The following is a 24,193-nucleotide window of genomic DNA, read 5'->3' as shown; positions in this document are numbered from 1 at the left end:
GCCAGGCTGGCCCGATGACCACCGAGCCGAGCTTCGAGGACCTGATCGCCGAGGGGGTGGCCGCCCCGGTCGAGGGTTGGGCCTTCGACTGGTTGGCCGGCCGGGCCACCGAGGAACGGCCGCCCTGGGGGTACGCCCGCCTGGTCGCCGCCCGGATGGTGGCCGCGGACGCGGCCCTGGACGTGGACACCGGCGGCGGTGAGGTGCTGGCCGAGGTGCCGCACCCGCCCCGGCTGCTGGTGGCCACCGAGGGCTGGCCGCCGAACGTGCTGGTGGCCCGCCGGGTCCTGCGCCGGGTGGGGGCGAGCGTCGTCGCGGTCACGCCGGACGCCCCGCTGCCGTTCCGGGACGCCGCGTTCGACCTGGTGGTCAGCCGGCACCCGGTACGCACCGACTGGGCCGAGACGGCGCGGGTGCTGCGCCCCGGCGGGACGTTCCTGTCCCAGCAGATCGGTCCGGGCACCGTCCGCGAGCTCAGCGAGGCGATCCTCGGGCCGCTGCCGCCGCCGGCCGAGCGCCATCCCGAGCAGGCGGTGGCCGCCGCCCGGGCGGCCGGGCTGACCGTGGTGAATCTGCGCCAGGCCACCCTGCGCACGGTGTTCCACGACATCGCCGCGGTGGTCTGGTTCCTGCGCAAGGTGGTCTGGACCGTCCCCGGCTTCACCGTGGACCGCTACCGCTCCCAACTGGCCCGGCTGCACCACCGCATCCGCACCGACGGCCCCTTCGTCGCCCACGCCCGCCGGTTCCTCATCGAGGCCCACCGCCCCGGACCGCCCCGTTGATCATGAGGTTGGCGGCGATGTCGATCTCCGTCGGTGCCGCCAACCTCATGATCAACGCGGTCCGGGGCCGGTGTGGGTGTGGGTGTGGTGGGCGGCCAGGACGTCCTGGCCGAAGTCGCTGGCGGGGCGGCGGAGCACGGTGTGCGCGTGGTTGCCGTCGTCGGTGGTGTTGTCGTACTCGATCAACAGGTCGTCGCCCTGCACCCGGTAGTAGTGGCGTTGGCCCGGACGGGTGGGGCCGGCCCAGGCGAAGTGCAGCTCCCCGCCAGCCAGCCGGCGCGCCTCCCGGACGGCCAGCTCCGGGGGGAGCCGGTCCAGGTAGAGCGCGACCAGCTGGTCCAGCAGCGCCCGGGAGGTCGGCCCGAGCCGGTCGCCCGGTACGCCGAGCGGCTCCAGCGGCGCGTCCACCCGGGGGCGGGTGGCGCTGATGATGTCCCCGGGGGCCTCGTCGGCGATGACCGCGGCGGCCCGCCCCGCCGGGTCGAGCGCGTCCAGCAGCGCCCGGGCGAGATCCTCCTCCACGCCGAGCGGCCGGGTCACCGGGCGGCCCCCGTACCGGACGGCCGCCGGGTTGGCGCCGAAGAAGATCGGCGCGGGGGAGACCTGGTCGTCCACCACGGTCATGCTCACCGAAAGGTGGTGCCCCTCGACCCGCCACGCCCAGCGGTCGTCGCGCGCCGGGTCGCCGAAGACGGCCACCCAGTAGTCGTCGCTGCGCCGGCCCCGGCGCCACCCCTCGGCCCGGTCCAGCACCTCCTCCAGCGCGACGATCGTCATGGCCTGCGCGTACGCTGTCGGACTCAAGGCCGTGGCGAGCAGCCGGTGCGCGGCCTTGCGTCCGGCCGCGTCGAGGTCGGCCAGGCTGACCCCGGGCCGGGGCCGCGGCCGGTACTCCAACCAGTGCCGGGCGGCATCGTCGTCGAACCGGTAGGTCGCACGCTCGCGGGCCGGCTCGTCCAACGCGGCGAGCAGCGCCGTGCCGGCGGCGCGCATCTGTTCGGGCAGGGGATCCTCCACCGCCTCTGTATACCGGCCCCGGCCCGATCGCGCCGGGGCTCGGCCCACCCCGGCACCGTCGGTGGACGGCCCGGGCTCAGCCGGTGGCCGGGCCGCTCTCGGGGCGCAGCAGCGCGAGCATCTGCGGCAGGTCGAAGAAGCCCGCGGTGTCCACCGCGGACGGGCTGCCGTGATCCGGGTCGGCGCCGGCGGCGAGCAGCGCCCGCACCGCCTCCGTACTGCGGCGGAACACCGCAGCGGCCAGCGCGGTCTGCCCGCGGTCGTTGGTCCGGGAGTGGTCGGCGCCCCGGTCGAGCAGTGCGGCGACGGTGTCCGGGTGGGCGTGGTAGGCAGCGAGGACCAGCAGCGTGTCGCCCTTGTCGTTGGTCAGGTTGACCGGCAGCCCGGCGTCGACGTAGCCGGTCAGCTCCGCGGTGGCGCCGTCGCGGGCCAGGTCGAACCTCCGGTGCGCGAACGCCAGCGTCTCGGCGTCGAGTTCCTCGGTCACCGGCCCAGGTTGGTCGGACCGGCGCCTGGTAGGTTCCTCGCCCGGTGATCGGGGGAGGGACATGGACGAACGGGTGTACGTGGGCAACGCGGGCGTCGACGGCGCGACCAACGCCGGTTGGCTGCTCGGCCACTTCATGCCGCCCGGCGACGTGCGGCACAGCACCGACGTCGAGGTGAAGTGGGGTGTGCACCCGGCCGGTGAGGCCCGCTCGCGGTGGGCCACCGGCGAGCGGCGCACGGCGCTGCTGGTGCTGGTGAGTGGACGGTTCCGGGTGGAGTTGCCGGATCGGACGGTGGTGCTCGGCGAGCCTGGCGACTACGTCCTGTGGGGCCGCGGGGTGGACCACTCCTGGTACGCCGAGCGGGAGTCGGTCGTGCTGACCGTCCGCTGGCCCTCGGTTCCCGGCTACCGGGTCGCGCCCCCGGTCCGCCGCTGACCCGGCATCCGCGACGGCCCTGACCGGCGCCCCGACGGTCCGAAACCGGATCGACAGCGACCGACCCGCTGACCCGGTCACCACGCCGGCCGCACCCGACGGGCCCGCGCCGCCCGCCGCGGCGTGTGTTTCGGGCGACATGTCCCGCCGCCGGGACGGTGTCCGTCCACCTGGGAGCGTGCCCGGCCACCTGAGAACTCCTCAACTGCCACGGTGGGTGGCGACGCGCGGCGAATGTGAACCGGGCGGGCACCCCCCGTATCGGGTCAAGATGGCGACTCTGCTGTAATCATCTGGCTTCGTACGCAGAGCGAGCATTCGACTCCGATGTGTTCGTCGATTGTCACATTCATGCAACGCAGTCGCCCCTTGACCCTCGCACGGGCGCCGGGAAGCATCGATGAAGCGGCGTCCCGGGCCGTGGGGAGATACCCGGACCAGCCAAGGAGGACCATGTCGGTCAGCCCCGCCTCGTCGCGCGCCGGATGGCATACGTCCCAACCCGCGGTCCCCGGTCGACCCCCCGGCGGCCAGCGCCGCCCCGCGAACACGGCCGCACCGATGCTCACCGTCACCCTGTCCATCCCGCTGGCCTGCGAGGAGTCGCTGACCCCACCGGCCCGCCGGCTGCTGGAGGCGGCCCGCGAGCTGCTCGAGCGGGGCGAGGGCATCATCTCCACCGGCGCCCCGGCGGTGGAGCGCCGCCCCGACCCGGCGCCGGCCAACCGTTCGCCGGGCCGGCCGCTGGCCCCCACCATCCCGGCCCTGCACATCCTCGCCTCGTCCCGGTCGGTGCTGCGCGACGGCGAGCCGCTGCCGCTGACCCGGCTGGAGTTCGACCTGCTGCTGCACCTGGTGGCCCACCCCCGGCGGGTGTTCACCCGGCTGCAACTGCTCAACGCGGTCTGGGGCTACGAGCACGCCGGGGTGCGCACGGTCGACGTGCACGTGCGCCGGCTGCGCGGCAAGGTCGGCGTGGACGTCCCGCTGGTCACCACGGTCTACGGGGTCGGCTACCGGCTCGCCGACGACGCCCGGGTCACCATCGACCGCAGCGGCTGACCCGGCCCGGGCATGATGGGTCGGGTGCGCGTCCGTCCCATCTCACCCGAGCGACTCGTCACCGAACTGGCCGACCGGTTCGCCGCCGCCCCGGGCCGGCTCCGGGTGGCCGTCGACGGCGCACCGGCCGCCGGCCCCGACGAGCTGGCAGCGGCGCTGGTCGACCCGCTGCGCGCGCTGAGCCGGCCGGTGCTGCACGTGCGCGCCGCCGACTTCCTCCGCCCCGCCTCCGTACGGCTGGAGCACGGCCGCACCAATCCGGACGCCTACTACGAGGGCTGGGTCGACGAGGCGGGGCTGCGCCGGGAGGTGCTCGACCCGGCCGGCCCGGGCGGCTCCGGGCGCGTGCTGCCGTCGCTCTGGGACGCCCGTACCGACCGGGCCAGCCGGGCCGACTACGTCGAGCTGCCGCCCGGCGGGGTGGTGCTGGTCAGCGGCGCGCTGCTGCTCGGCGGCGGGTTGCCCTTCGACGTGGCCGTGCACCTGGCGCTGTCCCCGGGCGCGTTGGCCCGGCGCACCGACCCGGCCCAACGGTGGACGCTGCCCGCCTTCGCCAGGTACGCCGAGGAGGTCGCCCCGGCCACCTTCGCCGACCTGGTGGTCCGGGTCGACGATCCGCGCCACCCGGCCCTGGTGGAGCCGGCCCGGCCGGCCTAAGCGGCCCGGGCACCCCTCAACGCCCAGGAAATCGGCGGTTTGATCCTTTCGGCGGGTGGGTAATCGCCCGGCTCACAGAGCACGGGTGATCGCCCGTGCGAGAAGCACCGTTGCCGGGGCGGACCGCACCGGCGTCCCGAGGCAACCACGAGGCCCAGAAAGGCAGGCAGCGATGCTCGTCCACGACACGGTCGACACGGGCCGATCCCAGGCGGAGATCGACCAGATCCGGCGCTCCCTGCAGGCCCGCTACGACGAGCTGTCCGCGGAGTACGAGCAGGCGGTGCTGCAGAGCCAGGTGTTGCGGCTGGTGGAGGTCGGCGACACCGCCGGCGACGACCAGGCCGACAGCGGCACCAAGACGGCCGAACGGGACACCGCGCAGTCCCTGCTGCGGACCATCCTCGATCGCCGTGCGCAGTACGAGCACGCCCTGACCCGGCTGGAGGAGGGCACCTACGGCTTCTGCGAGGGGTGCTCCGCGCCGATCCCGGTCGAGCGGCTGGAGATCTTCCCGTCCGCCACCACCTGCGTGACGTGCAAGCAGAACCGGGAGCGGCGGGCCGCCTGACCCCGGACTGCGGTTGCCGGTCGGTCCGGAACGCGGTGGACTCCACCCATGGGTGAGATCAAGGTGGGCACCGCGTCCTGGACCGACCGGACCCTGTTGGACTCCGGCTGGTATCCGCAGACCGCCGACACGCCGGAGAAGCGGCTGGCCTACTACGCCCGGCAGTTCCCGCTGGTCGAAGTGGACGCCACCTACTACTCGCCGCCGGCCGAGCGGACGGCACGGCTGTGGGCCGAGCGCACCCCGGCCGGTTTCACCTTCAACGTCAAGGCGTTCAGCCTGCTCACCGGACACCCGACGAAGGTGTCCGCGCTCTACAAGGACCTGCGCCCGGACACCGACAAGCGCAACCTCTACCCGGACGACCTGCCGCCGCAGGCGTACGAGGAGGTCTGGACGCGGTTCCTCAGCGCGCTGGACCCGCTGGTCGAGGCGGGCCGGCTCGGCGCGCTGCTGTTCCAGTTCCCGCCCTGGTTCACCATCAAGCGGGACAACAAGCAGTACCTGCTCGAGGTGGAGCGCCGCTGCGCCCCGCTGCTGCCGGTCTTCGAGTTCCGGCACGCGTCCTGGTTCGACGGCTCCAACGCCGCCGAGACGCTGTCCTTCCTGCGCCAGCACCGGCTGGCGTACGTCTGCGTGGACATGCCGCAGGGGCACCGCTCGTCGGTGCCCCCGGTGCTGGCCGCCACCGCGGACCTGGCGGTGGTGCGTTTCCACGGGCACAGCGACAAGTGGACCAGTAAGGACATCCACGAGAAGTTCGGCTACCGCTACTCCGACCGGGAGCTGAGGGACTGGGCGCCGAAGCTGCGCGAGCTGGCCGACTCCACCGAGCAGACCCACGTGCTGATGAACAACTGCTACCGCGACTACGCCCAGACCAACGCGGCCACCCTGGCCGGGCTCCTCGACACCGACGGCTGAGCGGCTCGACGCGCGACGGGGCCGGCGAGGCTCACCCCGACCGGGTGACGCGGCCTCACCCGGTCGGCGAGCAGCATCGAGGGTGCGTGCGGTCGACTCGTGAGCCGGCCGCGGAACCGACACCACGGAGGTGCTGGAGATGACGGTTCGGGTGGTACCGGATCGACGACGGGGTGCCGTGCTGCACGTCGTCGGGTCGTCCGGCGACTCCCGGCACGTGCCGCGGGCCGGCCGGGTCAGCCCGACCCGGCAGCCGCGCGGCCCGGTCGGGCCGCCCCGCCGCGACGACGACCGGTGGTGGGATACCGAGGTACGGGGGTGGAGAGATGGCTGAGCAGTTCCGGTCGGCAATCGAGTCCTCGATGCAGAAGACCAACGAGATACTGCGGGACATCGAGCAGGCCTACGGCTGGCCGAAGGAGCAGCGCAACCAGTCCTACTGCGCGCTGCGGACGGTGCTGCACCTGTTGCGCGACCGGATGCCGGTGCAGGAGAGCGTGGAGTTCGCCGCGCAGTTGCCGGTGGTGGTGCGCGGGGTCTACTTCGACGGCTGGAAGCCGATGGACGTGCCGGTCAAGCTGAACCGGGACGACTTCCTGCTGGAGGTGCGGCAGCGCTTCCCGTACGACGTCGAGGGTGGCCCGGAGCGGGTGGTGCAGGTGGTGCTGGACACCCTGCGCCGGCACGTGACCCAGGGCGAGTGGCAGGACGTGAAGGACACCATGCCCAAGGACATGGCCCGGATGATTCCCTGACCGGCGCCTCGACGACGGCTCGCTCCACCCGCGTGGGGCGGGCCGCTCACTGTTCTCGGGCCCCGGCCGGCCCCGGCGGGCCCACCTGGCTGGCGGCCTCCGGCACCGTCGGCACCTGGCTGACCCGCCGGCCGGCCCGACCGGCCAGGCCGGCGAAGGCGACCGCGTCGAGCAGCGCCGCGCCGCCCGGGTCGTTGGTGAAGTAGACGTACGCCGGTTCCCGGTCGTTGAACGTGGCGGCCAGCCGGCGCATCTTCACCGCGACGCAGAAGTCGTCCGGGGTGCGGTCCCGCCAGGCGGCGAAGGTGTCCCGTTCGGGCAGCCGGTAGAAGGCGTTGTTGACCCCCACGGTGGCGAACCGGGCGGCGAAGTGCTCCAACCACAGCCGTTGGGGCAGCCCGGTCGGGTGGAACCGGCCCCGCCAGTCGCGGTACTGCCACCCGGAGGTGCCGAGCAGGATCATCCGGCGGCTACCACAGGTCGAAGCGGAACACCTCGAACGCGACGCCGTAGCGGACGCCGAGCCGGGTGCCGGTCGGCCGGGCCAGCCCCTCCAGGAACTCCTCGGCGTCGAAGCTGCCGTCACCCAGCCCGGTCAGGTACGCGTGGTGCGCCCGCAGCGAGGCCACCCCCTGGGCGAACGTGTCGGTTACGTCCACCCCGTGCGCCGAGCGGGGCGAGGCGGCGGCCCAGACCTGGCGCACCCCGTTCCACGGCTCGACCCCGTCGGTGAGCTGCTCGGAGAAGACCCACCGATTGCCGGCGTCGCGGACCGCGTCCAGCACCGCCCGCCCGGTGGCGATGTGGTCGGCCTGGTTGAGCGTGTACGAGCCGTCCCAGGTGTCCCGGAAGTTGTTGGTGAGAACGATCTCGGGCCGGTGCCGGCGGACCACCTCGGCGATCGCGCGGCGCAGCGGCACGCCGTACTCCAGGATACCGTCGGGCAGCCCGAGGAACTCGACGGTGTCCACTCCGACCAGCGCCGCCGAGGCCCGCTGCTCCTCCTCGCGCACCTGTCGGGCGCGCTCCGGCGGCATCCCGTCGATGCCCGCCTCGCCGCTGGTGACCAGGCAGTAGACGATCCGCTTGCCCTGCGCGGTCCAGCGGGCGATCGCCGCCGCCCCGCCGAACTCCAGGTCGTCGGGGTGGGCCACCACCGCCAGCGCGCGCTGCCAGTCCTCGGTCACCGGTTCCAGCGGGGACACCGCGGTCGGCTCGGTCATCGACACCTCCTGCTCCTCCGGTTCGTCGCGGCACCGCACCGCGTACGGCGGCCGCGAGCGGATCGGGCCCGCCCCATCCTGCCACCGCGGCCCGTGTGGCGCCGTCCGGCGCGACGTCGCCGCCGCGGCTGTGCGGCCGGGTCCGGTTGACGGGGCGGGTCCGGGATGCCAGCATGTGGAAGCGCTCCCATCGACCGACGTCGCCACTTGCCGCCTCCGGGTGGCCCGACGAAGGACAGGGACCGCATGCACCCGCACCGTTCACGAACCCGACCGGCCCTGCTGGCCGGTGCCCTCGCCCTGGCCACGGTGGTCGCCGTCGGCCTCGGCTTCGCCCGGCCCGGCCCCGCCGACGCCGCCACCACCCTGAAAGCCCTGGCCGACGCCAAGGGCCGGGACATCGGTGTCGCCATCGACCCGAACCGGCTCAACGAGTCCGCGTACCGGCAGCTCGCCGACGCCGAGTTCAACCTGGTGGTCGCCGAGAACGCGATGAAGTGGGACGCCACCGAGCCCAACCGGGGGCAGTTCAGCTTCGCCCAGGGCGACGCGGTGGCCAGCTACGCCGCCGCCGGCGGCAAGCGGCTCTACGGCCACACCCTGGTCTGGCACTCCCAGCTGCCCGGCTGGGTCAGCGGCCTGTCCGCCACCGAGCTGCGCCAGGCCATGCTCGACCACATCGCCGGCGTGGCCGGCCACTACCGCGGCAAGGTGGTCGCCTGGGACGTGGTCAACGAGGCGTTCGCCGACGGCGGCTCGGGCGGGCGCCGGGACAGCATCTTCCAGCAGCGCCTCGGCGACGGCTGGATCGAGGAGGCGTTCCGCGCCGCCCGCGCCGCCGACCCGGCCGCCAAGCTCTGCATCAACGACTACAGCACCGACGGCGTGAACGCGAAGAGCACAGCGATCTACAACCTGGTCCGCGACTTCAGGGCCCGCGGTGTGCCGATCGACTGCGTCGGCTTCCAGGCGCACCTGATCGTCGGGCAGGTCCCCGGCGACCTGCAGAGCAACCTGCAGCGCTTCGCCGACCTGGGCGTGGACGTGCGGATCACCGAGCTGGACATCCGGATGCCCACCCCGCCGAGCGCGGCCAACCTGGCCACCCAGGCCGCCGACTACCGCAAGGTGGTCAGCGCCTGCCTCGCGGTGACCCGGTGCGCGGGCGTCACCACCTGGGGCATCACCGACCGCTACTCCTGGATCCCGGACGTCTTCCCCGGCCAGGGCGCCGCGCTGATCTGGGACGAGAACTACGCGCCCAAGCCGGCGTACCAGGCGGTGGCCGAGGCGCTCGGTGGCGGCGTCACGCCCACCCCGACCACGCCGAGCCCGACGCCCACCACCCCGACGCCGGGCGGCGGCTGCACCGTGACCTACGTGCCGAACACCTGGAACACCGGCTTCACCGCCGAGGTCCGGGTACGCAACGACGGCGCCAGCGCGATCAACGGCTGGACCGTCGGCTTCACCTTCGGCGCCGGGCAGCGGGTCACCAACGCCTGGAACGCCACCGTCACCCAGTCCGGCTCCCAGGTGAGCGCTCGCAACGCCAGCTGGAACGGCACGGTGCCGGCCGGCGGCACGGTCAACTTCGGCTTCCAGGGCACCCACGGCGGCAGCAACCCGACGCCGACCGGCTTCACCCTCAACGGCTCGGCCTGCCGTACGGGCTGACGGCGAACCGCCCGTGCCGGCCCCGCCGGGCGTCTACCGTGTGGTTAGAGAAGATCCAGCGTGGGGTACCACCCGCTGCACGACGGACCCCGGCGCACGGCGGGGCGGCACACCCGAGGAGCACCCATGGCACTCAACGACGACGACATGCAGACCACCTCCGGCGGCGGCCTGGAAGGCCCGGCCGACGGTGGCGCGACCCCGGGCCAGCAGGACGGCGGCGCCGACGGCGGTGCCGACCGCGGTGCCGAGCGGGGCGCCGACCAGGGTGCGGACCAGGGCGCCGAGGGCCCGGCCGACGGCGGGGCGACCCCGGGCCAGCAGGACGGCGGCGCCGACGGCGGCGCGGAGGGCCCGGCCGACGGTGGCGCGACCCCGGGTCAGCAGGACGGCGGCGCCGACGGCAGCGCCTGAGCCGTACGCCATGACGCACATCGACCCGCCGGGCGGCCACGGCCGCCCGGCGGTCCCGGCCGCGGCCGCCGCCGCGCTGGCCCGCTGCGTCTCGGTCGAGCCGGCCAAGTTCGCCGCCGCCCACTGGGGACAGACCCCGCTGCTGTCCCGCGCCGACGAGCTGCCCAACCCGGCCGGCTTCACCGACCTGCTCAGCCCCGCCGACGCCGACGAACTGCTCAGCCGGCGCGGCCTGCGTACGCCGTTCCTGCGGGTCGCCAAGGACGGCCAGCTGGTGCCGGCGGCGCGGTTCACCGGCGGCGGCGGCGCGGGCGCCGAGATCGGCGACCAGGTCCTCGACGAGCGGGTACTCGAGCTGTACGCCGGCGGGGCCACCCTGGTGCTGCAGGGCCTGCACCGCACCTGGCCGGCCCTGATCGACTTCACCCGCGACCTCGGCACCGCCGTCGGGCAGCCGTTGCAGGTCAACGCCTACCTGACGCCTGCCGGCAGCCAGGGCTTCGCCACCCACTACGACACCCACGACGTCTTCGTGCTCCAGGTCGACGGCCGCAAGCACTGGCGGATCCACCCGCCGGTGCTGCCCGATCCGCTGGAGAAGCAGCCCTGGGGCGGCCGGGCCGACGAGGTCTCCGCCACCGCTCGGGGACCGGCGGCGCTGGACGTGGTGCTCGCCCCCGGCGACGCGCTCTACCTCCCGCGCGGCTGGCTGCACAGCGCGCAGGCGCAGGAGTCCAGCTCGCTGCACCTGACCGTCGGGGTCCGGGCGCTGACCCGGTACGCGCTGGTCGAGGCGCTGCTCGCGCTCGCCGCGGACGACCAGCGGCTGCGCGCGACGCTGCCGTTCGGGGTCGACGTGGCAGACCCGGACGCCATCGAGCCGGAGCTCACCGAGACGGTGGAGGCGCTGCGCGACTGGCTGCTGCGCGCCGACCCGGCAGCGGTGGCCGGCCGGTTACGGCAGCGGGCCTGGCCCGCCGCCCGGCCCGCGCCGATCCGCCCGCTCGCGCAGGCCGCCGCGCTCGCCGCGCTGGACGCCGACAGCCGGCTCGCCCCGCGCGCCGGGCTGCGCTGGCACCTCGCCCCGCAGGGCGACCAGGTCGCGCTGCGGCTGTTCGACCGGACCATCACCCTGCCCGGGCAGTGCGCGCCGGCGGTGCGCGCCCTGCTCACCGGCGCGGTCGGCAGGGTCGGTGACCTGCCCGGCCTCGACGACGACGCCGACCGGCTGGTGCTCGCCCGCCGGCTGCTGCGCGAGGCGGTGCTGGTCCCCGCCTGAGGCGGCGCCGGCGGGGGCGTGCCCCCGCCGGCGTACCAGGGCTGGTGGCCGCCGCTCAGGCGGTGATCGGCTCCAGGAACTCCGGTGGCGGCGGGGCGTCCCCGTCGGGCTGGATCACGTTCAGCAGGTACTGGCGCATCACACGCTCCTCCTGGTCGCATCGGCCGGCGTGCTCCGGCCTCCGACCTCTACACGAACGGCGGCCGGCCGGATCGACACCGCGCCGCCAGGGCGGGCCACGCCCGCCGTTCAGCGGCCGGCGACCAGCAGCAGGACGGTGGTCACCAGCCCGGCGGCGAGTACCACGGCCATCGGTCGCGGGCCGAGCACCGCGTGCCGGCGGTCGGCCAGCCGCTTCGCCGGCACCAGGCCGACCAGCGGCCCGAGCAGCGTCACCACCAGCGCCAGCACCGGCATGCCCACCGCCAGGTCGCCGCCGTTGCGCTCGCCCACCGCCCGGGCCGCCACCCCGAGGCCGTACGCGAGAGCGGCGCCGAGCACCCCGCAGAGCGCGAGCAGCGGGTTCACCGAGCCGGGCAGGTCACCCGGCCGGCGGGTGCGGTTGAGCAGCTCGCGCACCCCGTCGAGCAGCAGCACCGGGTCGCCGGTCGCGCCGGCCGCCGGCCCTGGCGGCGCGCCGAGCCGCCGCGCGCCGGCGCCGAGCCGGTCCCGCAACTGCTGCCACAGGTGGGTCGCCTCGGCATCCACCCGCTCCTGCGCCTCCCGCGCGTCCACCAGTTCCCGCTCGGCCTGCCGCACCCGCTCGGTGGCCTCGGCGACGGCCCGATCGGCCGCCGCGCACTGCTGCTCGTACCAGGCGTGCGCCTCGGCCCGCTGGCCCTGCACCCGCGCGGTCAGCTCGGCCAGCCGCCGTACCTGCGCCGCGTACGTCTCACTGGTCATCGGTTGGTTCATCGGGACGGTCCGTAGGGGATGATCACCTGGCCGGTGCGGTGCACCGCCCGGTCGAAGAAGAGCCCGCGCCACGGGCGGGGGTACCAGTCCGGCCCGCCGGTGCCCGGGTACAGCGACGAGCCCAGCTCGCCGCCGTGCGTGTCCAGCGCGACCCAGGCGCCGATCTGGTCCGTACGCGCCGCCGGACCGCCCAGGTCGGCCCGCATCCGGGCCACCCCCCGCCACCAGGCCAGCACGTGGGTACGCCGCTCCGGCCCGTCGTGCAGGATCCGGCGCAGATGCTCCAGCCCGGTCCGCCGGCCGACCCGCGCGCCCAGCGAACCGGCCGCCGCGTCGACGGCGAAGAGCAGCAGGTAGTGCGGGCTGCCGCTGCCGCCCGGCGCGGCCAGGCCGTCGACGGTCTCGGCCATCAACTCGGCCACCGTCTCCTCGTCGTACCAGGCCGCGTCGTCGGCCAGGTCCTCGTACAGCGAACGGGCCGCCGGGTCGGCGTCCGGGTCCAGGCAGGCGATGGAGAACCGGGCGCTGCCCGGCCGGTGCTGCCGGGCCAGCGACCGGGCCGCGGCGTCCAGCACCGCGCACGCCTCGTCGACCCGGGTGCCGAGCACCGCCAGGTTCCGCCCCGGCGCCCGGGGCAGCCGCAGCGCCGCCGAGCGGGCCTGCACGTCGATGATCTCGCCGAGCAGCGCCACCGGGTTGCGCAGGGTCCCGGTCTCCGGCGCGGCCAGCGCCCGGAAGTCCGGCGCGTCGGCCAGCCGGGGGATCGCGTCGCCGTCGAAGAGCCGGGCCGGCGCGGCGTCCTGCGGGCGCATCCGCCACAGCCGGTGCTGCAGCTCGCTCCAGGTCTCCCAGTCGCTGGCCGAGGGAATCCGGGCCACCTGGTTGCCCTCGGTCATCCCCGACTCGGCGTTGACCACCGCGTGGTGCCGCGGCAGCGACTGGGCGGCGTCGTTGCGTTCGGCGAGGATCCGCAGCGCCTTGGGCAGCGCGATGCGCAGCGTGAACTGGGCGACCAGCGCCGGCCGCCCCCACAGCGCCTCGATGCCCCGCACGTCCTGCGAGGCGAGCACCAGGTGGATGCCCTGCGACCGGCCCCGGCGGGCCAGGTCCTCCAGCAGGTCCGCCGCCTCCCGGGCCACCACGTCCCGGCCGGCCAGCAGCATCTGGAACTCGTCCACCACGGCCACGATCCGCGGCCAGTGCCCGGTCGGGTCCACCGCGCGCAGCTCGGCCAGCTTGGTCACCTCGTGCTTCTTCGCCGCGTCGGCGCGCCGGCGCAGCTCCTCGGCGAGGAAGCGCAGCAGCGCCAGACCGAACTCCCGGTCGGTGTTGACGTTGATCCCGACCAGCCGCATGTGCGGCAGCCAGCTCGGGTCCCGCCGGCCCTGGGCGAACCGGGCGAAGGACACCCCCTCCTTGAAGTCGAGCAGGTAGAACTCCAGCTCGGCGGGGGAGTAGCGGGCGGCCAGCGCGCCGATCCAGGCGAAGATCAGGTTGGTCTTGCCGGTGCCGGACGGTCCGCCGATCAGCGCGTGCGGCGGGTAGTCGCCCAGGGTCAGCAGCACCGGCCGGCCGTCGGGACCCTCCCCGATGGGCGCGGTCAACCCGGTCGCCGAATCCTCCCGCCACATCCGCTCCGGCGGCGGCAGCAGCTCGGTGAACGGGGTCGGCGCGGGGCCGGCGTTCACCCGCGCCGCCACCTGCCGGCAGGTCTCGGTGACCAGTGCGGCCGGCGGCGGCGGGTCCAGGCGTACCGGCAGGGCGGGCGGGCCGCCGACCCGGGCGCCGTCCGGCTCGGCCCGGATCCGGGTCACCGTCGGGTCGTCCGGCAGCGACACGCCCCGGACCACCAGGTGCACGCCGCACGCCGCACCGGTACGCACCACCCGGTCGAGCTGGCCGCGTTCGTGCCGGGACAGCTCGTCCCCGCCGAGCAGCACGGCCACCCGCCACGGCTCCGGGCGGCGGCCGGTCGCCGCGGCCAGTTCGCGCAGCGAGCCGTACTCGCCGGCCAGTACGGTCTCGTTGATCCGGCGGATCTGCTCCACCAGGTCGTCCAGCAGCCGGCCCAGCCCGCCGGGGCCGACGAAGGTGAGCAGCCCGGCGGTGCCGAGCGGGGCGAAGCCGGCCAGGCCGCCGCCGAGGTGCTCCGGGTCGTAGCCGACCAGCCGGACGCCGCCCGGGTCGGCCCGGCCCACGGCGCGCAGCAGCAGGGCGGAGACCACCGCCTCCCCGCCGTCCCGGTCCTCGCCGGTCAGCTCCACGTGCCCGGCGTCCAACAGCGGCACCAGCGCGGGCACCGGCTCGGCGCCGGGGATGCGCAGCGTGCCGATCCGCAGTGCGCCAGGCGGTTCGGCCCGCCCCGGCGGGGTCGGCGACCATTCGGTCCACTCGGCGGACGCGGCGCCGGGCGATTCCCGCCCGGCGGCGGCGGCGGCCCGGCGGGCCAGCTCGGCGATCCGCGTGGCGTGCCGCTCGTCGATCTCGGCCAGCCGGCGGTCCCGTTCCGCGCCCACCCGGTCCGGCACCGCCGCGGCGGCCCGCCGGATCCGGGCCAGCCGCTCGCGGTCGGCGGTCAGCTCGGCCTGGGCGGCCGACAGCCGGGTGCGGGTGGCGCCGAGCGCGTCGGCGAGCATCCCCCGGACCCGGGTGACCAGTTGGGCGCGGCGGTCAGCCATCGACGCCCCGGCGCCGGTCCCGGCCGCCCGCCGCGTCCGAGCCGCCCCGGCCGGGCCCGCCCGAACCGTTCCGGTGCGGCCCACCCGGCGCGGGCGAACCCGGCCCGCTTCGCGCGGACGCGGCCGGGCCGCTGGATCGGGGGGTGGCGCCGGCCGGCTCGCGGCCGGTCTCGGCCGGCAGATCCCGGCCGAGCCGGGCCAGCAGCACCCCGGTGAGTACCCCGGCGGTGACCGCCGGATCGGCGGCGTGCGGCTGGTCCTGCTCCGCGCGCCGCGGCGGGGGCATCCGGCAGACCCGGGTCAGCAGGGTGTCCAGCACCGGCGCGGGCAACCCGGGCAGCAGGTCCCGGACCCGGCCGTCCACCTCGCGGCGCAGCCGGCCCAGGTCGTCCGCCCGGGGCGGGTGGCCGAGCAGCTCGCCGGCGAGGTCGCGCAGCAGCGGCGGGGCCACCGCGGCCAGCCCGAGACCGACGTCGGCGTGCGCCCCGCGCAGCTCGGCGTGCAGCCGGTCGCGGTCGCCGGCGCGGACCCCGCGCACCACCCGGCGCAGCAGTTCCCGGGAGTCACCGACCCGCTCGTCCGGCCCGTCCGGCGGGCCCTCCCGGCCCCCGGTCAGCTCGGCCACCCGCACCGCCCACCAGCGGCGCATGGTCACCTCGCCGGCCGGCTCGCGTGCGGCCGCCACGGGAGCCGCCTCGCGGGGGGCGTCGTGCCGCGGCCGCCGGCCCGGCTCGTCGCATGGCGGCGGCGCGCCGTCGGCGGCCAGCCCGATCGCGGTCAGGTACGCGGTGAGCTGCTCCTGGGCCACGCGCAGCGCGTAGTTGGCGGTCTCGGCGTGCTCGGTGGCCGCGGACAGCTCCGGCACCCCCATCGGGTTGGCCGACTCCTGCCGCACCCAGCGCAGCCGCTCGGCGGCCAGGCCGAACTTCTCCAGCGCCTGCCCGAGCAGGCCCAGCGGCAGCTCCTCGGCGGCGGCCCGGACCTGCGCGCCGACATCCTCCACGATGGACATGACCGGTGCCCTAGAGGGCCGCGACGTAGAGCTGCGCCTGCTCGACCGCGACCAGGGTGGCGGCGAGGCACTCCTCCAGCTCCTGGGTGGCCTGGGTGAGCGAGGCCTGGGCCGCCTCGACCGTCTCGTGCCCGCTGCCCTCCAGCGCCCCGGCCAGGGTCTGCTGCGCCTCGGCCAGCTTCTCGCCGGCGGCCTGTACGGCGCTCTGGCCGTCGCCGATCTGTTGCAGGGCGACATCGATGGCTGCCTTGAGCTCGGCGACGCTCGCCACGGCGGAACCTCCTGGGGGCGGGGAGGTCTCCATTAGAGCCTATCCCGGTGGGTGAGAGAACAACCGCCCTGTCAGTGTTCCTGCCCCGCTGACCGGTTGTCGACTTCGAGCGCCGCAAGTCCGATTGGTGGGACCCCGGCGGCCCGGTCGGTCAGTCCCGCAGCCACCGCGGGCCGTACACCTCGGCGCCCAGCACGGCGACCCGTTCCCGCAGCTCACGGTCGGCGGTGACGACCAGGCGGCGGCGCCGTGGGGCGGCCGCGACCTCCTCGACGATCGTGTCGTCGCCGGACCGGTCGGCGGCGACCACCCGCACCCCGGCCACGGACGGCACGTCGCGCGCAGCGCCCTCCACGACCAGCACCACCTCCACCGGCGGCGGGAGCCGGCCGGGCAGCCCGGCCGCGCCCACCGGCGCCAGCGCGTCGCGCAGCCGGGCGGTGGCGCCGGCCCGGTCCCGCCACCAGCCGTCCGGGCGCGAGCCCACCACGTTGGCGGCGTCCACGATCAGCAGCGGCGTCGACTCCATGCCGCCAGCCTGCCACCCGCCGGCGCGCCGCCGGGCGGGCGGCTGCCCCGCGGTGGCACCCGTGCGGCGTTTGTCGGGCCGGCCGCCGGGTAGCCCCTGGCGACCGTGCCGCGCGCCCGACTGCGGAGGACAGACATGATGGGACCCGGTGACTTCGGCTCCGACCCCTGGGACGAGTTCCTGGCCCGGTACTTCGGCCGGGGTGAGGGTGGGCGCCGACCCGCGCACCGGGTCGACATCACCCGGCTGATGACCGCCGACGCCCGGGAGATGCTCGCCGACGCCGCGCGGCGGGCCGCCCAGCGGCACAGCACCGACCTGGACACCGACCACCTGCTCTGGGCGGCGTTGCAGCGCGAGCCGCTGCGCGACCTGGTCCGCCGGGCCGGCGCCGACCCGGACACGCTGCTCAACGCCCTCGGCGGGCGGGGCGACGGCGCGCCGGGCGGGGAGGTGCCGCCGAACCTCTCGCTGACCCCGGCGGCCAAGCGGGCGTTGCTCGACGCCCACCAGTTGTCCCGGGCGATGGGCGCCAACTACATCGGTCCGGAGCACATCCTGATGGCGCTGCCGCTGAACCCGGAGTCGCCGGCCGGGCGGATGCTGGCCGCCGGCCGGATCCAACCCGAGTCGTTGCAGGCGGCCAGCGCCGAGCGCGGCCCGACGGGCGGCCCGAAGCCGGACCGCGGCACGCCCACCCTCGACCAGTACGGCCAGGACCTCACCGACCTGGCCCGCAACGACCAGATCGACCCGGTGATCGGCCGGGCCGACGAGATCGAGCAGGCGGTGGAGATCCTCTCCCGGCGGACGAAGAACAACCCGGTGCTGATCGGCGAGGCGGGCGTCGGCAAGACCGCGATCGTCGAGGGCCTCGCGGAGAAGATCTGCGACGGCGACGTGCCGCAGACCCTGCTCGGCAAGCGGGTCGTCCAGCTCGACCTGGCCGGCCTGGTCGCCGGCACCCGCTACCGGGGCGACTTCGAGGAACGGCTGAAGAAGGTGATCGACGAGATCCGGGCGCACCGCGAGGAGTTGATCGTCTTCCTGGACGAGATCCACACCCTGGTCGGCGCGGGCGGCGCGGGCAGCGAGGGCGGGATGGACGCCTCCAACATGCTCAAACCGGCGCTGGCCCGGGGCGAGCTGCGGGTGATCGGCGCGACCACGCTCGACGAGTACCGCAAGAGCATCGAGAAGGACGCCGCGCTGGCCCGCCGGTTCCAGCCGGTGTTCGTGCCCGAGCCGAGCGTCGAGGACACCGTGGCCATCCTGCGCGGCCTGCGGGACCGCTACGAGGCGCACCACCAGGTGCGGTTCACCGACGAGGCGCTGGTCGCCGCCGCCGAGCTCTCCGACCGGTACGTCACCGACCGCTACCTGCCGGACAAGGCGATCGACCTGATCGACCAGGCCGGCGCCCGGATCCGGCTGCGTACCCGGACCCCGGCCGAGGACGTGCGCGAGCTGGAGCAGCAGCTCGACGAGGTGCGCCGGGACAAGGAGCAGGCGGTCGCCGACGAGCAGTACGAGCGGGCGTCCGCGCTGCGCGACCGGATCTCCGAGCTGGAGGGACACATCCGGCGCGCCACGGGCGACGAGGAACCCTCCCAGGTGCCGGCGGTCGGGCCGGAGGAGATCGCCGAGGTGGTCTCCCGGGCCACCGGGATCCCGGTCGCCCAGCTCACCGAGGAGGAGCGGGACCGGCTGCTGCGCCTGGAGGGGCACCTGCACGAGAAGGTGGTCGGTCAGGACGACGCGGTCAACGCGGTGGCCGAGGCGGTGCGCCGGTCGCGGACCGGGCTGGCCGACCCGGACCGGCCGATGGGCAGCTTCCTCTTCCTCGGCCCGACCGGCGTCGGCAAGACCGAGCTGGCCCGGGCCCTGGCCGAGGCGCTCTTCGGCGAGGCCGACCGGATGGTCCGGGTGGACATGAGCGAGTTCCAGGAGCGGCACACGGTCAGCCGGCTGGTCGGCGCTCCACCCGGCTACGTCGGGTACGAGGAGGCCGGGCAGCTCACCGAGGCGGTGCGCCGCCGCCCGTACGCGGTGGTGCTGCTGGACGAGATCGAGAAGGCCCACCCGGACGTGTTCAACATCCTGCTCCAGGTGCTCGACGACGGGCGGCTCACCGACAGCCAGGGCCGGACGGTCAACTTCAAGAACACCGTCCTGATCATGACGAGCAACCTCGGCTCCGAGCTGATCACCGGCACCCAGCGCGCGGTCGGCTTCGGCGCCGGCGCGGAGGGCAGCGAGCAGGAGCGCGACGAGCTGCGCGAGCGGCTGATGCGCCGGCTCCAGGAGAACTTCCGGCCGGAGTTCCTCAACCGGATCGACGAGGTGATCATCTTCCGCCGGCTGGAGGCGGAGCAGCTGCGCCAGATCACCGGGCTGATGCTGGAGGAGACCCGGCGCCGGCTGCACGCCCAGGACATCCAGGTGGACTTCACCACCGCCGGCGTCGACTGGCTCGCCGAGCACGGCTACCAGCCGGAGTTCGGCGCCCGCCCGTTGCGCCGGGTGATCCAGCGCGAGGTGGACAACCACCTGTCCCGGATGCTGCTCGAGTCGGCGGTCTCGCCGGGCCAGAAGGTCGTCGTGGACGCCCGCGACGGCCAGCTCACCTTCGACGTCTCCGCGGGCGAGCGCGGCTACACCGCGGCGACCACCTCGCATCCGCGATGACCCGAAGGGCGGAGATGACCGAACCCGAGGAGAGCCAGGACGAGAGCGATCGCACCGATCCGATCGTGGCCCCGCCGACGGCCAACCCGGGCCGGGTCCGGGTGCCGCCGGAGGGCCTGGGTCGGCGCACCGACGACGAGGAGGGGGACCCGGGTTCGTCCGGGCCACCGCCCGGAGAGGAGGGCTGATGGTACGTGAGGCGCGGCTCGATCCCGAGGTGGAGGTGCTCTGGGACGACTTCCACGCCCAGGTGAACGTCCCGTCCGAGAAGCTGCGGCAGTGGCTGCTGACCCGCGGCTCGGGGGAGGAGTCGTTCGGGCCGGACCCGGATCTCGACCTGCCCGAGCCGGGCCGGCAGATCCTCAAGGTGCTGACCAAGCGCAAGGTCGACCTGACGCCGGAGGACATCAAGGTGATGCAGGACGCGATCGACGAGATCCAGAACCTGCTGGAGGCCAAGCCACCGCGCGGCAACGCCGACGACGAGTGGCGCCACGCCCTGCTCGACCTCGGCCACGACGTTCTGGTCGAGCGCTGAGGCACCGCACGACGTCGTCGTCACCCCGGGCGGGGTGACGGCGACGTCCTGGTGAGCCGGGGTCAGGTCCCCTGGTCGGACTCGAGGCTGCCGACGGTGAGCCCGAAGGCGTCGGCGGCGGCCTCGCGGTCGGCGCGCTGCCGCTGCTCGCGGGTGAGCAGGTTGGCGTACTCGGTGATGGCCGACGCGTCCGGCACCTCCGGCAGGCGGCGCAGGAAGGCCTCCACGTCCTGGGCGGCGGCGGTGTGCGCGGCGGCGGCCCGGAGCAGCGTCTCCCGGTCGGCGGCAGCGGGGTCGAGGTCGGTCATGCCGGGCAGATACCCGCGCTCAGGCGGTTCGCACCCCGCGCGCCCCGACGACCGGCCCGGCCGCCTTCGGGCCGCGCACCCCGAACTCCGGGTTGCGCATCAGCCAGGCCAGGTATGCCGGGTGCGGCGCCAGCGCGTCGGTGTACGCGGCCAGCGCCGTCTCCAGCACCAGGTCGGCGCCGAGCGCGGCGGGGGAGTCCGGGTGCCAGCCCAGCAGCAGCCGCCAGCGCAGCGGGGTGCCGGCCAGCCGCCGGGTCACCAGGCCGGCCACCGGGCGGAAGGTGGCCTGGCACAGCGCCACCGCCTCGCCCGCGTCCACCAGGTCCACGCAGCCGCGCACGTCGGTCTCGTACACCTTGCGTGGGGTGAAGCCGGCGCGGGCGCAGGCGGCGGCGAAGCAGTCGCCGAAGCAGCCCTCGCCCGGCGCGGCCACCCACTGCTCGTGGCGCAGGTCGACCAGGCGCACCTCGTCGCGGTCGGCCAGCGGGTGGATCTCCGGCAGCAGCACCATCACCGGGTCGACCGCCACCTCCCGCCAGCACAGCCCGAACTCCGCCGACGGCGCGGAGTCGCCGCACACCCCGATCAGCGCGTAGTCCAGCCGGCCGCCGGCCACCGACTGCGCCAGTTCGTCCACCGACCAGGACGCGTACGTGCTGATCTGGGCCTGCGGGTGCTCGGCGGCGAGCCGGTGCACCAACCGGCCGAGGATCGGGCTGTTCATCCCGCCGAACCGGTACCGCCGGGGCGCGTCCCCGGCGCCGGCCAGCCGGGCCGCCTCGTCCTGCAAGCCCTTCATCGCCGGCAACAGCACCCGGGCCCGGGCGAGCACCAGCTCACCGAGGGCGGTGGGTCGGGCACCGCGACGGTCCCGCTCGAACAGCGGCCCGCCCAGAGTCCGCTCGATGCGCTGGAGCTGGGCGGTGAGCGCCGGCTGGGCCAGGCCGAGCGTCGAGGCCGCCTTGGTCACGCTCCCCGTCTCCGCGATCGCGCAGACCACCCTCAGGTGTCGCAGCTCCAGGTTCATGGATATGACGGTAGGTCCACCGGCAGTCGGCGGGAAGGGTCCGTACGGATCAACGCTTTCCGATATTTGCGGGCCAGGACCGGTCGGCGCGGTGGATGCCGGTCATCGGTCGGGCGGCGCGGGCAGGTCGGCGAGGTAGGTGGGCCGGCCGGAGACCGCATCGCGCACCTTGTCCACCACCCCGACGGCCGGCTCCACGATCCGGTTCCACGGCGGGGTGGCCGGGGTGGCCGGGTGGGGCCGGGTCGGCGCCGCCTCCTCGGCGATCTCCAGCCGGTTGCCGAGCCGGATCAGCTCCTCGGCGGTGGCCACCTCGCGTAGCGCCGCGACCAGCGCGTCGACCCCGGCCACGTGCCGGCGTACCCGCTCGGCCAGCTCGGCGAGGCCGGTCGTCTCCCTGAGCGCGGTGAGCAGCCCGGCGTCCGCGTCGAGCTCGTGGTCCACCCGTTCCGCGAGGTCCGGACGGGCTGACCGCACCGCCGGCAGCAGGTACTGCTCCTCGGCCGAGAGGTGCCGGGACAGCGCGGCGGTGAGCACCGCCAGCCCGTCCGCCGGCGGGTCCGGCGTGCCGGTGAGCCGGTCCACCAGCTCCAGCAGCTGATGGTGCTCGCCGGCGACGATGTCGGCGATGCTGCGCCCGCCGGGCCGGTAGCCCTCCTCGGGCGCGGGCGGCAGCGGCGGCAGGGGGACGGTCATGGTGCCCTCCTCGATGGCGGACCGCGTGGGGCGCGGTCGGGTCCGGCGGTACCCGGCGGCGTCTGCGCCGAAACCGTGGCCGGCTGGTATGAAGATGCGATGACGAGCGACGCCGCCTCCGCCCGACCCGATCCCACCGCCGAGGTCGTCGACCTCTGCCGTGACCTGCTGCGCATCGACACCACCAACACCGGGGACAACGACACCAGCGTGGGTGAACGCCGCGCCGCCGAGTACGTGGCGGAAAAGCTGGCCGAGGTGGGCGTCGAGCCGGTGATCCACGAGTCCGCGCCCGGCCGGGCGAACCTGGTGGCCCGCATCCCCGGCACCGACCCGACCCGCGACGCGCTGCTGGTGCACGGCCACCTCGACGTGGTGCCGGCGGACGCCGACGAATGGTCGGTGCACCCGTTCTCCGGCGAGCTGCGCGACGGCTACCTCTGGGGCCGGGGCGCGATCGACATGAAGGACTTCGACGCGATGGTGCTGGCCGTGGTGCGGCACTGGCAGCGCACCGGCGTCCGGCCGCCGCGCGACATCGTGCTCGCCTACACCGCCGACGAGGAGGCGGGCAGCGACTACGGCGCGCACTTCCTGGTGCAGCGGCACCGCGACCTCTTCGACGGCTGCACCGAGGCGATCGGCGAGGTCGGCGGCTTCTCGTACTCGGTCAACGACGCCCAGCGGCTCTACCTCATCGAGACCGCCGAGAAGGGCATCGACTGGCTGCGCCTGCACGCCAAGGGCCGGCCCGGACACGGCTCGATGGTGCATGACGACAACGCGGTCACCGCGCTCGCCGAGGCGGTCGCCCGGATCGGCCGGCACCGCTTCCCGGTGGTGGTCACCGACACCGTGCGGGCGTTCCTGGAGGAGGTCTCCGACCTGCTCGGCATCGAGCTGGACCCGGACGACCCGGAGACCGCCATCGCCAAGCTCGGCCCGATCGCCAACATCATCGGCGCGACCATCCGCAACACCGCCAACCCGACCCGGCTGGCCGCCGGCTACAAGGACAACGTGATCCCCGGCCGGGCCACCGCGACCATCGACTGCCGCAGCCTGCCCGGCCAGTCCGAGCTGCTGGAGCGGCAGCTGCGCGAGCTGATCGGCCCGGACATCGCGATCGAGTACATCCAGCGGCAGCCGGCGCTGGAGACCACCTTCGACGGCGACCTGGTCGAGGCGATGTCGGCGGCGCTGCGCGCCGAGGACCCGGGCGCCCGGCCGGTGCCGTACATGCTCTCCGGCGGCACCGACGCGAAGGCGTTCTCGCAGCTCGGCATCCGCTGCTTCGGCTTCGCGCCGCTGCGGCTGCCGGCCGACCTGAACTTCTCCGCGCTGTTCCACGGCATCGACGAGCGGGTCCCGGTCGACGGACTACAGTTCGGCGTGCGGGTTCTCGACCGGTTCCTGCGCACCTGCTAGCCGGGTCCGGCGCACCGACCGTCCGCACCGATCCTCCCCATCGCGAAGGGACTGCCTCACATGACCGACCAGCACGGTGAGCTGGACGCCGCCCTCGAGCGCGTGATCGAAGCGGCCCGCCACCACCTGGCCGCCGTCCGCGCCGCGCAGGGCCGCATCGACGACGACGACGTCTGGCAGGCGTACGTGGCGTTGAACAACGCGTCCTACGCCTACGACGAGCAACTCCTGGACGCCTTCGGCGAGGTCACTCCCTGGGACGTCGAGTCGATCGACCCGGATGAGGCCGACCAGCGCTTCGGCGGCGGCGCGGAGGGCGTGGAGGCCAGCGACCCGCACCCGCGGGTGATCTCGGTACGCCAGCGCCGCGACTACCGGGTGCCGAGCGTGTCGGCGCTGATCCGGGTGGCCGAGGTGGCTCGCCGGGAGGGCACGCCCGAGGACGACGAGCCGGCGCCGGTGGAGGGCGTCGGCGAGGCGGTGCTGGAGCTGCTGCAGAGCGGCGACGGCTCGCTCGGCGCGCTGGACGTCCCGGAGCTGGAGCCGCTCGACGGGGTGGTGATGGTCAGCGAGGTCGGTACCCCGGTCGACCTGGAGTCGTTCGACGACGACGACCCGGTGGGCCCGTTCCAGCCGGGCGTCGACGACCGGCTGGTCGGCCGGCTCGACGAGCACCCGTTCCTGGAGCTCGACGACGAGCACGACCACGCCCACTAGGGCTGTCTCGTCACCCGGTGAAGGCGCCGCCCGGCACCGGATCCGTGCGCACATCGACCGGTGCCGCGTCCGGCATCGGTCGATGTGCGAGGCGAC

At 75.0% G+C, this 24,193-nt stretch carries 28 protein-coding genes; 16 read left to right on the top strand and 12 right to left on the bottom strand.

Going from position 1 to position 24,193, the window contains the following annotated elements; genetic code table 11:
* The first annotated feature begins 14 nt into the window (after positions 1–14).
* Positions 15–785: a class I SAM-dependent methyltransferase gene (locus tag FHX32_RS15590; protein ID WP_167183090.1), complete on the top strand. Its 771-nt coding sequence runs from the start codon at positions 15–17 to the stop codon at positions 783–785.
* Between the two features lie 51 nt (positions 786–836).
* Here the strand turns inward: FHX32_RS15590 and FHX32_RS15585 are convergent, their stop codons facing one another.
* The gene (locus FHX32_RS15585; protein WP_167183087.1) at positions 837–1,802 is read right to left on the bottom strand and encodes a DUF3500 domain-containing protein; all 966 of its coding nucleotides are present in this window, start codon (positions 1,800–1,802) and stop codon (positions 837–839) included.
* 76 nt (positions 1,803–1,878) lie between these two features.
* On the bottom strand, positions 1,879–2,289 hold the full coding sequence (locus tag FHX32_RS15580; protein WP_167183085.1) for an ankyrin repeat domain-containing protein: 411 nt from the start codon (positions 2,287–2,289) through the stop codon (positions 1,879–1,881).
* Between the two features lie 61 nt (positions 2,290–2,350).
* Between FHX32_RS15580 and FHX32_RS15575 the strand changes: the two genes are divergently transcribed.
* From FHX32_RS15575 to FHX32_RS15545, 7 genes are all read left to right on the top strand, one after another.
* Positions 2,351–2,728 (top strand): cupin domain-containing protein, encoded by a 378-nt coding sequence (locus FHX32_RS15575; RefSeq protein ID WP_167183082.1) that lies wholly within the window; start codon positions 2,351–2,353, stop codon positions 2,726–2,728.
* A gap of 453 nt (positions 2,729–3,181) precedes the next feature.
* On the top strand, positions 3,182–3,790 hold the full coding sequence (locus FHX32_RS15570; RefSeq protein ID WP_167183080.1) for a winged helix-turn-helix domain-containing protein: 609 nt from the start codon (positions 3,182–3,184) through the stop codon (positions 3,788–3,790).
* Positions 3,791–3,814: 24 nt separating this feature from the next.
* The gene (locus tag FHX32_RS15565; RefSeq protein WP_167183078.1) at positions 3,815–4,447 is read left to right on the top strand and encodes a nucleoside/nucleotide kinase family protein; all 633 of its coding nucleotides are present in this window, start codon (positions 3,815–3,817) and stop codon (positions 4,445–4,447) included.
* A gap of 172 nt (positions 4,448–4,619) precedes the next feature.
* Positions 4,620–5,018, top strand: a complete 399-nt coding sequence (locus tag FHX32_RS15560; protein WP_167183076.1) for a TraR/DksA C4-type zinc finger protein — start codon at positions 4,620–4,622, stop codon at positions 5,016–5,018.
* 48 nt (positions 5,019–5,066) lie between these two features.
* Entirely contained in the window at positions 5,067–5,942 is an 876-nt protein-coding gene (locus FHX32_RS15555) for a DUF72 domain-containing protein (RefSeq protein WP_167183074.1), read from the top strand.
* Positions 5,943–6,081: 139 nt separating this feature from the next.
* The gene (locus tag FHX32_RS15550) at positions 6,082–6,276 is read left to right on the top strand and encodes a hypothetical protein (RefSeq protein ID WP_167183072.1); all 195 of its coding nucleotides are present in this window, start codon (positions 6,082–6,084) and stop codon (positions 6,274–6,276) included.
* Complete coding sequence (locus FHX32_RS15545; protein WP_167183069.1) at positions 6,269–6,697, top strand: DUF2267 domain-containing protein; 429 nt, start codon at positions 6,269–6,271, stop codon at positions 6,695–6,697. The genes FHX32_RS15550 and FHX32_RS15545 overlap by 8 nt, the downstream gene beginning before the upstream one ends.
* 46 nt (positions 6,698–6,743) lie before the next feature.
* Here the strand turns inward: FHX32_RS15545 and FHX32_RS15540 are convergent, their stop codons facing one another.
* Both FHX32_RS15540 and FHX32_RS15535 read right to left on the bottom strand, forming a co-directional pair.
* Positions 6,744–7,160, bottom strand: coding sequence for a DUF72 domain-containing protein (locus FHX32_RS15540; RefSeq protein WP_167183066.1), 417 nt, complete (start codon positions 7,158–7,160; stop codon positions 6,744–6,746).
* Between the two features lie 7 nt (positions 7,161–7,167).
* Positions 7,168–7,920 (bottom strand): PIG-L deacetylase family protein, encoded by a 753-nt coding sequence (locus tag FHX32_RS15535; RefSeq protein ID WP_167183062.1) that lies wholly within the window; start codon positions 7,918–7,920, stop codon positions 7,168–7,170.
* 246 nt (positions 7,921–8,166) lie between these two features.
* Between FHX32_RS15535 and FHX32_RS15530 the strand changes: the two genes are divergently transcribed.
* From FHX32_RS15530 to FHX32_RS15520, 3 genes are all read left to right on the top strand, one after another.
* On the top strand, positions 8,167–9,597 hold the full coding sequence (locus tag FHX32_RS15530) for a glycoside hydrolase family 10 protein (protein WP_167183059.1): 1,431 nt from the start codon (positions 8,167–8,169) through the stop codon (positions 9,595–9,597).
* A gap of 126 nt (positions 9,598–9,723) precedes the next feature.
* Positions 9,724–10,011 (top strand): hypothetical protein, encoded by a 288-nt coding sequence (locus FHX32_RS15525; RefSeq protein WP_167183056.1) that lies wholly within the window; start codon positions 9,724–9,726, stop codon positions 10,009–10,011.
* Between the two features lie 10 nt (positions 10,012–10,021).
* Positions 10,022–11,290 carry a JmjC domain-containing protein gene (locus tag FHX32_RS15520; protein ID WP_167183053.1) on the top strand — a complete coding sequence of 423 codons (1,269 nt, stop codon included), beginning with the start codon at positions 10,022–10,024 and terminating at the stop codon, positions 11,288–11,290.
* A gap of 249 nt (positions 11,291–11,539) precedes the next feature.
* Here the strand turns inward: FHX32_RS15520 and FHX32_RS15515 are convergent, their stop codons facing one another.
* The 5 genes from FHX32_RS15515 to FHX32_RS15495 form a co-directional block, all read right to left on the bottom strand.
* Positions 11,540–12,205 carry a hypothetical protein gene (locus FHX32_RS15515; protein ID WP_167183050.1) on the bottom strand — a complete coding sequence of 222 codons (666 nt, stop codon included), beginning with the start codon at positions 12,203–12,205 and terminating at the stop codon, positions 11,540–11,542.
* Positions 12,202–14,883 carry an FtsK/SpoIIIE domain-containing protein gene (locus FHX32_RS15510; protein WP_167183048.1) on the bottom strand — a complete coding sequence of 894 codons (2,682 nt, stop codon included), beginning with the start codon at positions 14,881–14,883 and terminating at the stop codon, positions 12,202–12,204. Before FHX32_RS15510 ends, FHX32_RS15515 begins: the two co-directional genes overlap by 4 nt.
* A complete protein-coding gene (locus tag FHX32_RS15505; RefSeq protein ID WP_167183045.1) occupies positions 14,876–15,895 on the bottom strand; it encodes a hypothetical protein in 1,020 nt (339 codons plus the stop codon). Before FHX32_RS15505 ends, FHX32_RS15510 begins: the two co-directional genes overlap by 8 nt.
* 10 nt (positions 15,896–15,905) lie before the next feature.
* Positions 15,906–16,166, bottom strand: a complete 261-nt coding sequence (locus FHX32_RS15500; protein ID WP_167183042.1) for a hypothetical protein — start codon at positions 16,164–16,166, stop codon at positions 15,906–15,908.
* Positions 16,167–16,317: 151 nt separating this feature from the next.
* Positions 16,318–16,695, bottom strand: coding sequence for a hypothetical protein (locus FHX32_RS15495; protein ID WP_167183041.1), 378 nt, complete (start codon positions 16,693–16,695; stop codon positions 16,318–16,320).
* A gap of 135 nt (positions 16,696–16,830) precedes the next feature.
* Here FHX32_RS15495 and FHX32_RS15490 point away from each other — a divergent pair, with 135 nt between their 5' ends.
* From FHX32_RS15490 to FHX32_RS15480, 3 genes are read left to right on the top strand one after another with little or no spacing between them, the layout of a single operon-like run.
* On the top strand, positions 16,831–19,383 hold the full coding sequence (locus FHX32_RS15490) for an ATP-dependent Clp protease ATP-binding subunit (protein WP_167183039.1): 2,553 nt from the start codon (positions 16,831–16,833) through the stop codon (positions 19,381–19,383).
* Positions 19,384–19,397: 14 nt separating this feature from the next.
* Entirely contained in the window at positions 19,398–19,571 is a 174-nt protein-coding gene (locus FHX32_RS15485) for a hypothetical protein (protein WP_157748113.1), read from the top strand.
* Positions 19,571–19,921, top strand: a complete 351-nt coding sequence (locus FHX32_RS15480) for a DUF3140 domain-containing protein (RefSeq protein ID WP_167183037.1) — start codon at positions 19,571–19,573, stop codon at positions 19,919–19,921. The genes FHX32_RS15485 and FHX32_RS15480 overlap by 1 nt, the downstream gene beginning before the upstream one ends.
* Positions 19,922–19,983: 62 nt before the next feature.
* Here the strand turns inward: FHX32_RS15480 and FHX32_RS15475 are convergent, their stop codons facing one another.
* From FHX32_RS15475 to FHX32_RS15465, 3 genes are all read right to left on the bottom strand, one after another.
* Positions 19,984–20,229 (bottom strand): hypothetical protein, encoded by a 246-nt coding sequence (locus FHX32_RS15475; RefSeq protein WP_167183035.1) that lies wholly within the window; start codon positions 20,227–20,229, stop codon positions 19,984–19,986.
* A gap of 19 nt (positions 20,230–20,248) precedes the next feature.
* Complete coding sequence (locus FHX32_RS15470) at positions 20,249–21,256, bottom strand: LysR family transcriptional regulator (protein WP_167183033.1); 1,008 nt, start codon at positions 21,254–21,256, stop codon at positions 20,249–20,251.
* A 102-nt stretch (positions 21,257–21,358) separates the two neighbouring features.
* Positions 21,359–21,952 carry a hemerythrin domain-containing protein gene (locus tag FHX32_RS15465; protein ID WP_167183031.1) on the bottom strand — a complete coding sequence of 198 codons (594 nt, stop codon included), beginning with the start codon at positions 21,950–21,952 and terminating at the stop codon, positions 21,359–21,361.
* A 99-nt stretch (positions 21,953–22,051) separates the two neighbouring features.
* On the opposite strand from FHX32_RS15465, the gene FHX32_RS15460 reads away from it, so the two are divergent.
* Together FHX32_RS15460 and FHX32_RS15455 are read left to right on the top strand one after the other, a co-directional pair.
* Entirely contained in the window at positions 22,052–23,380 is a 1,329-nt protein-coding gene (locus tag FHX32_RS15460) for a M20/M25/M40 family metallo-hydrolase (protein WP_167183028.1), read from the top strand.
* A gap of 60 nt (positions 23,381–23,440) precedes the next feature.
* Complete coding sequence (locus tag FHX32_RS15455; protein WP_167183026.1) at positions 23,441–24,097, top strand: hypothetical protein; 657 nt, start codon at positions 23,441–23,443, stop codon at positions 24,095–24,097.
* Positions 24,098–24,193 lie beyond the last annotated feature (96 nt).

It is taken from the genome of Micromonospora sp. CNZ280, assembly GCF_011759515.1.
Note: the sequence above shows the minus strand (reverse complement) of the source record. Positions and strands in the feature narration are given on the sequence as shown.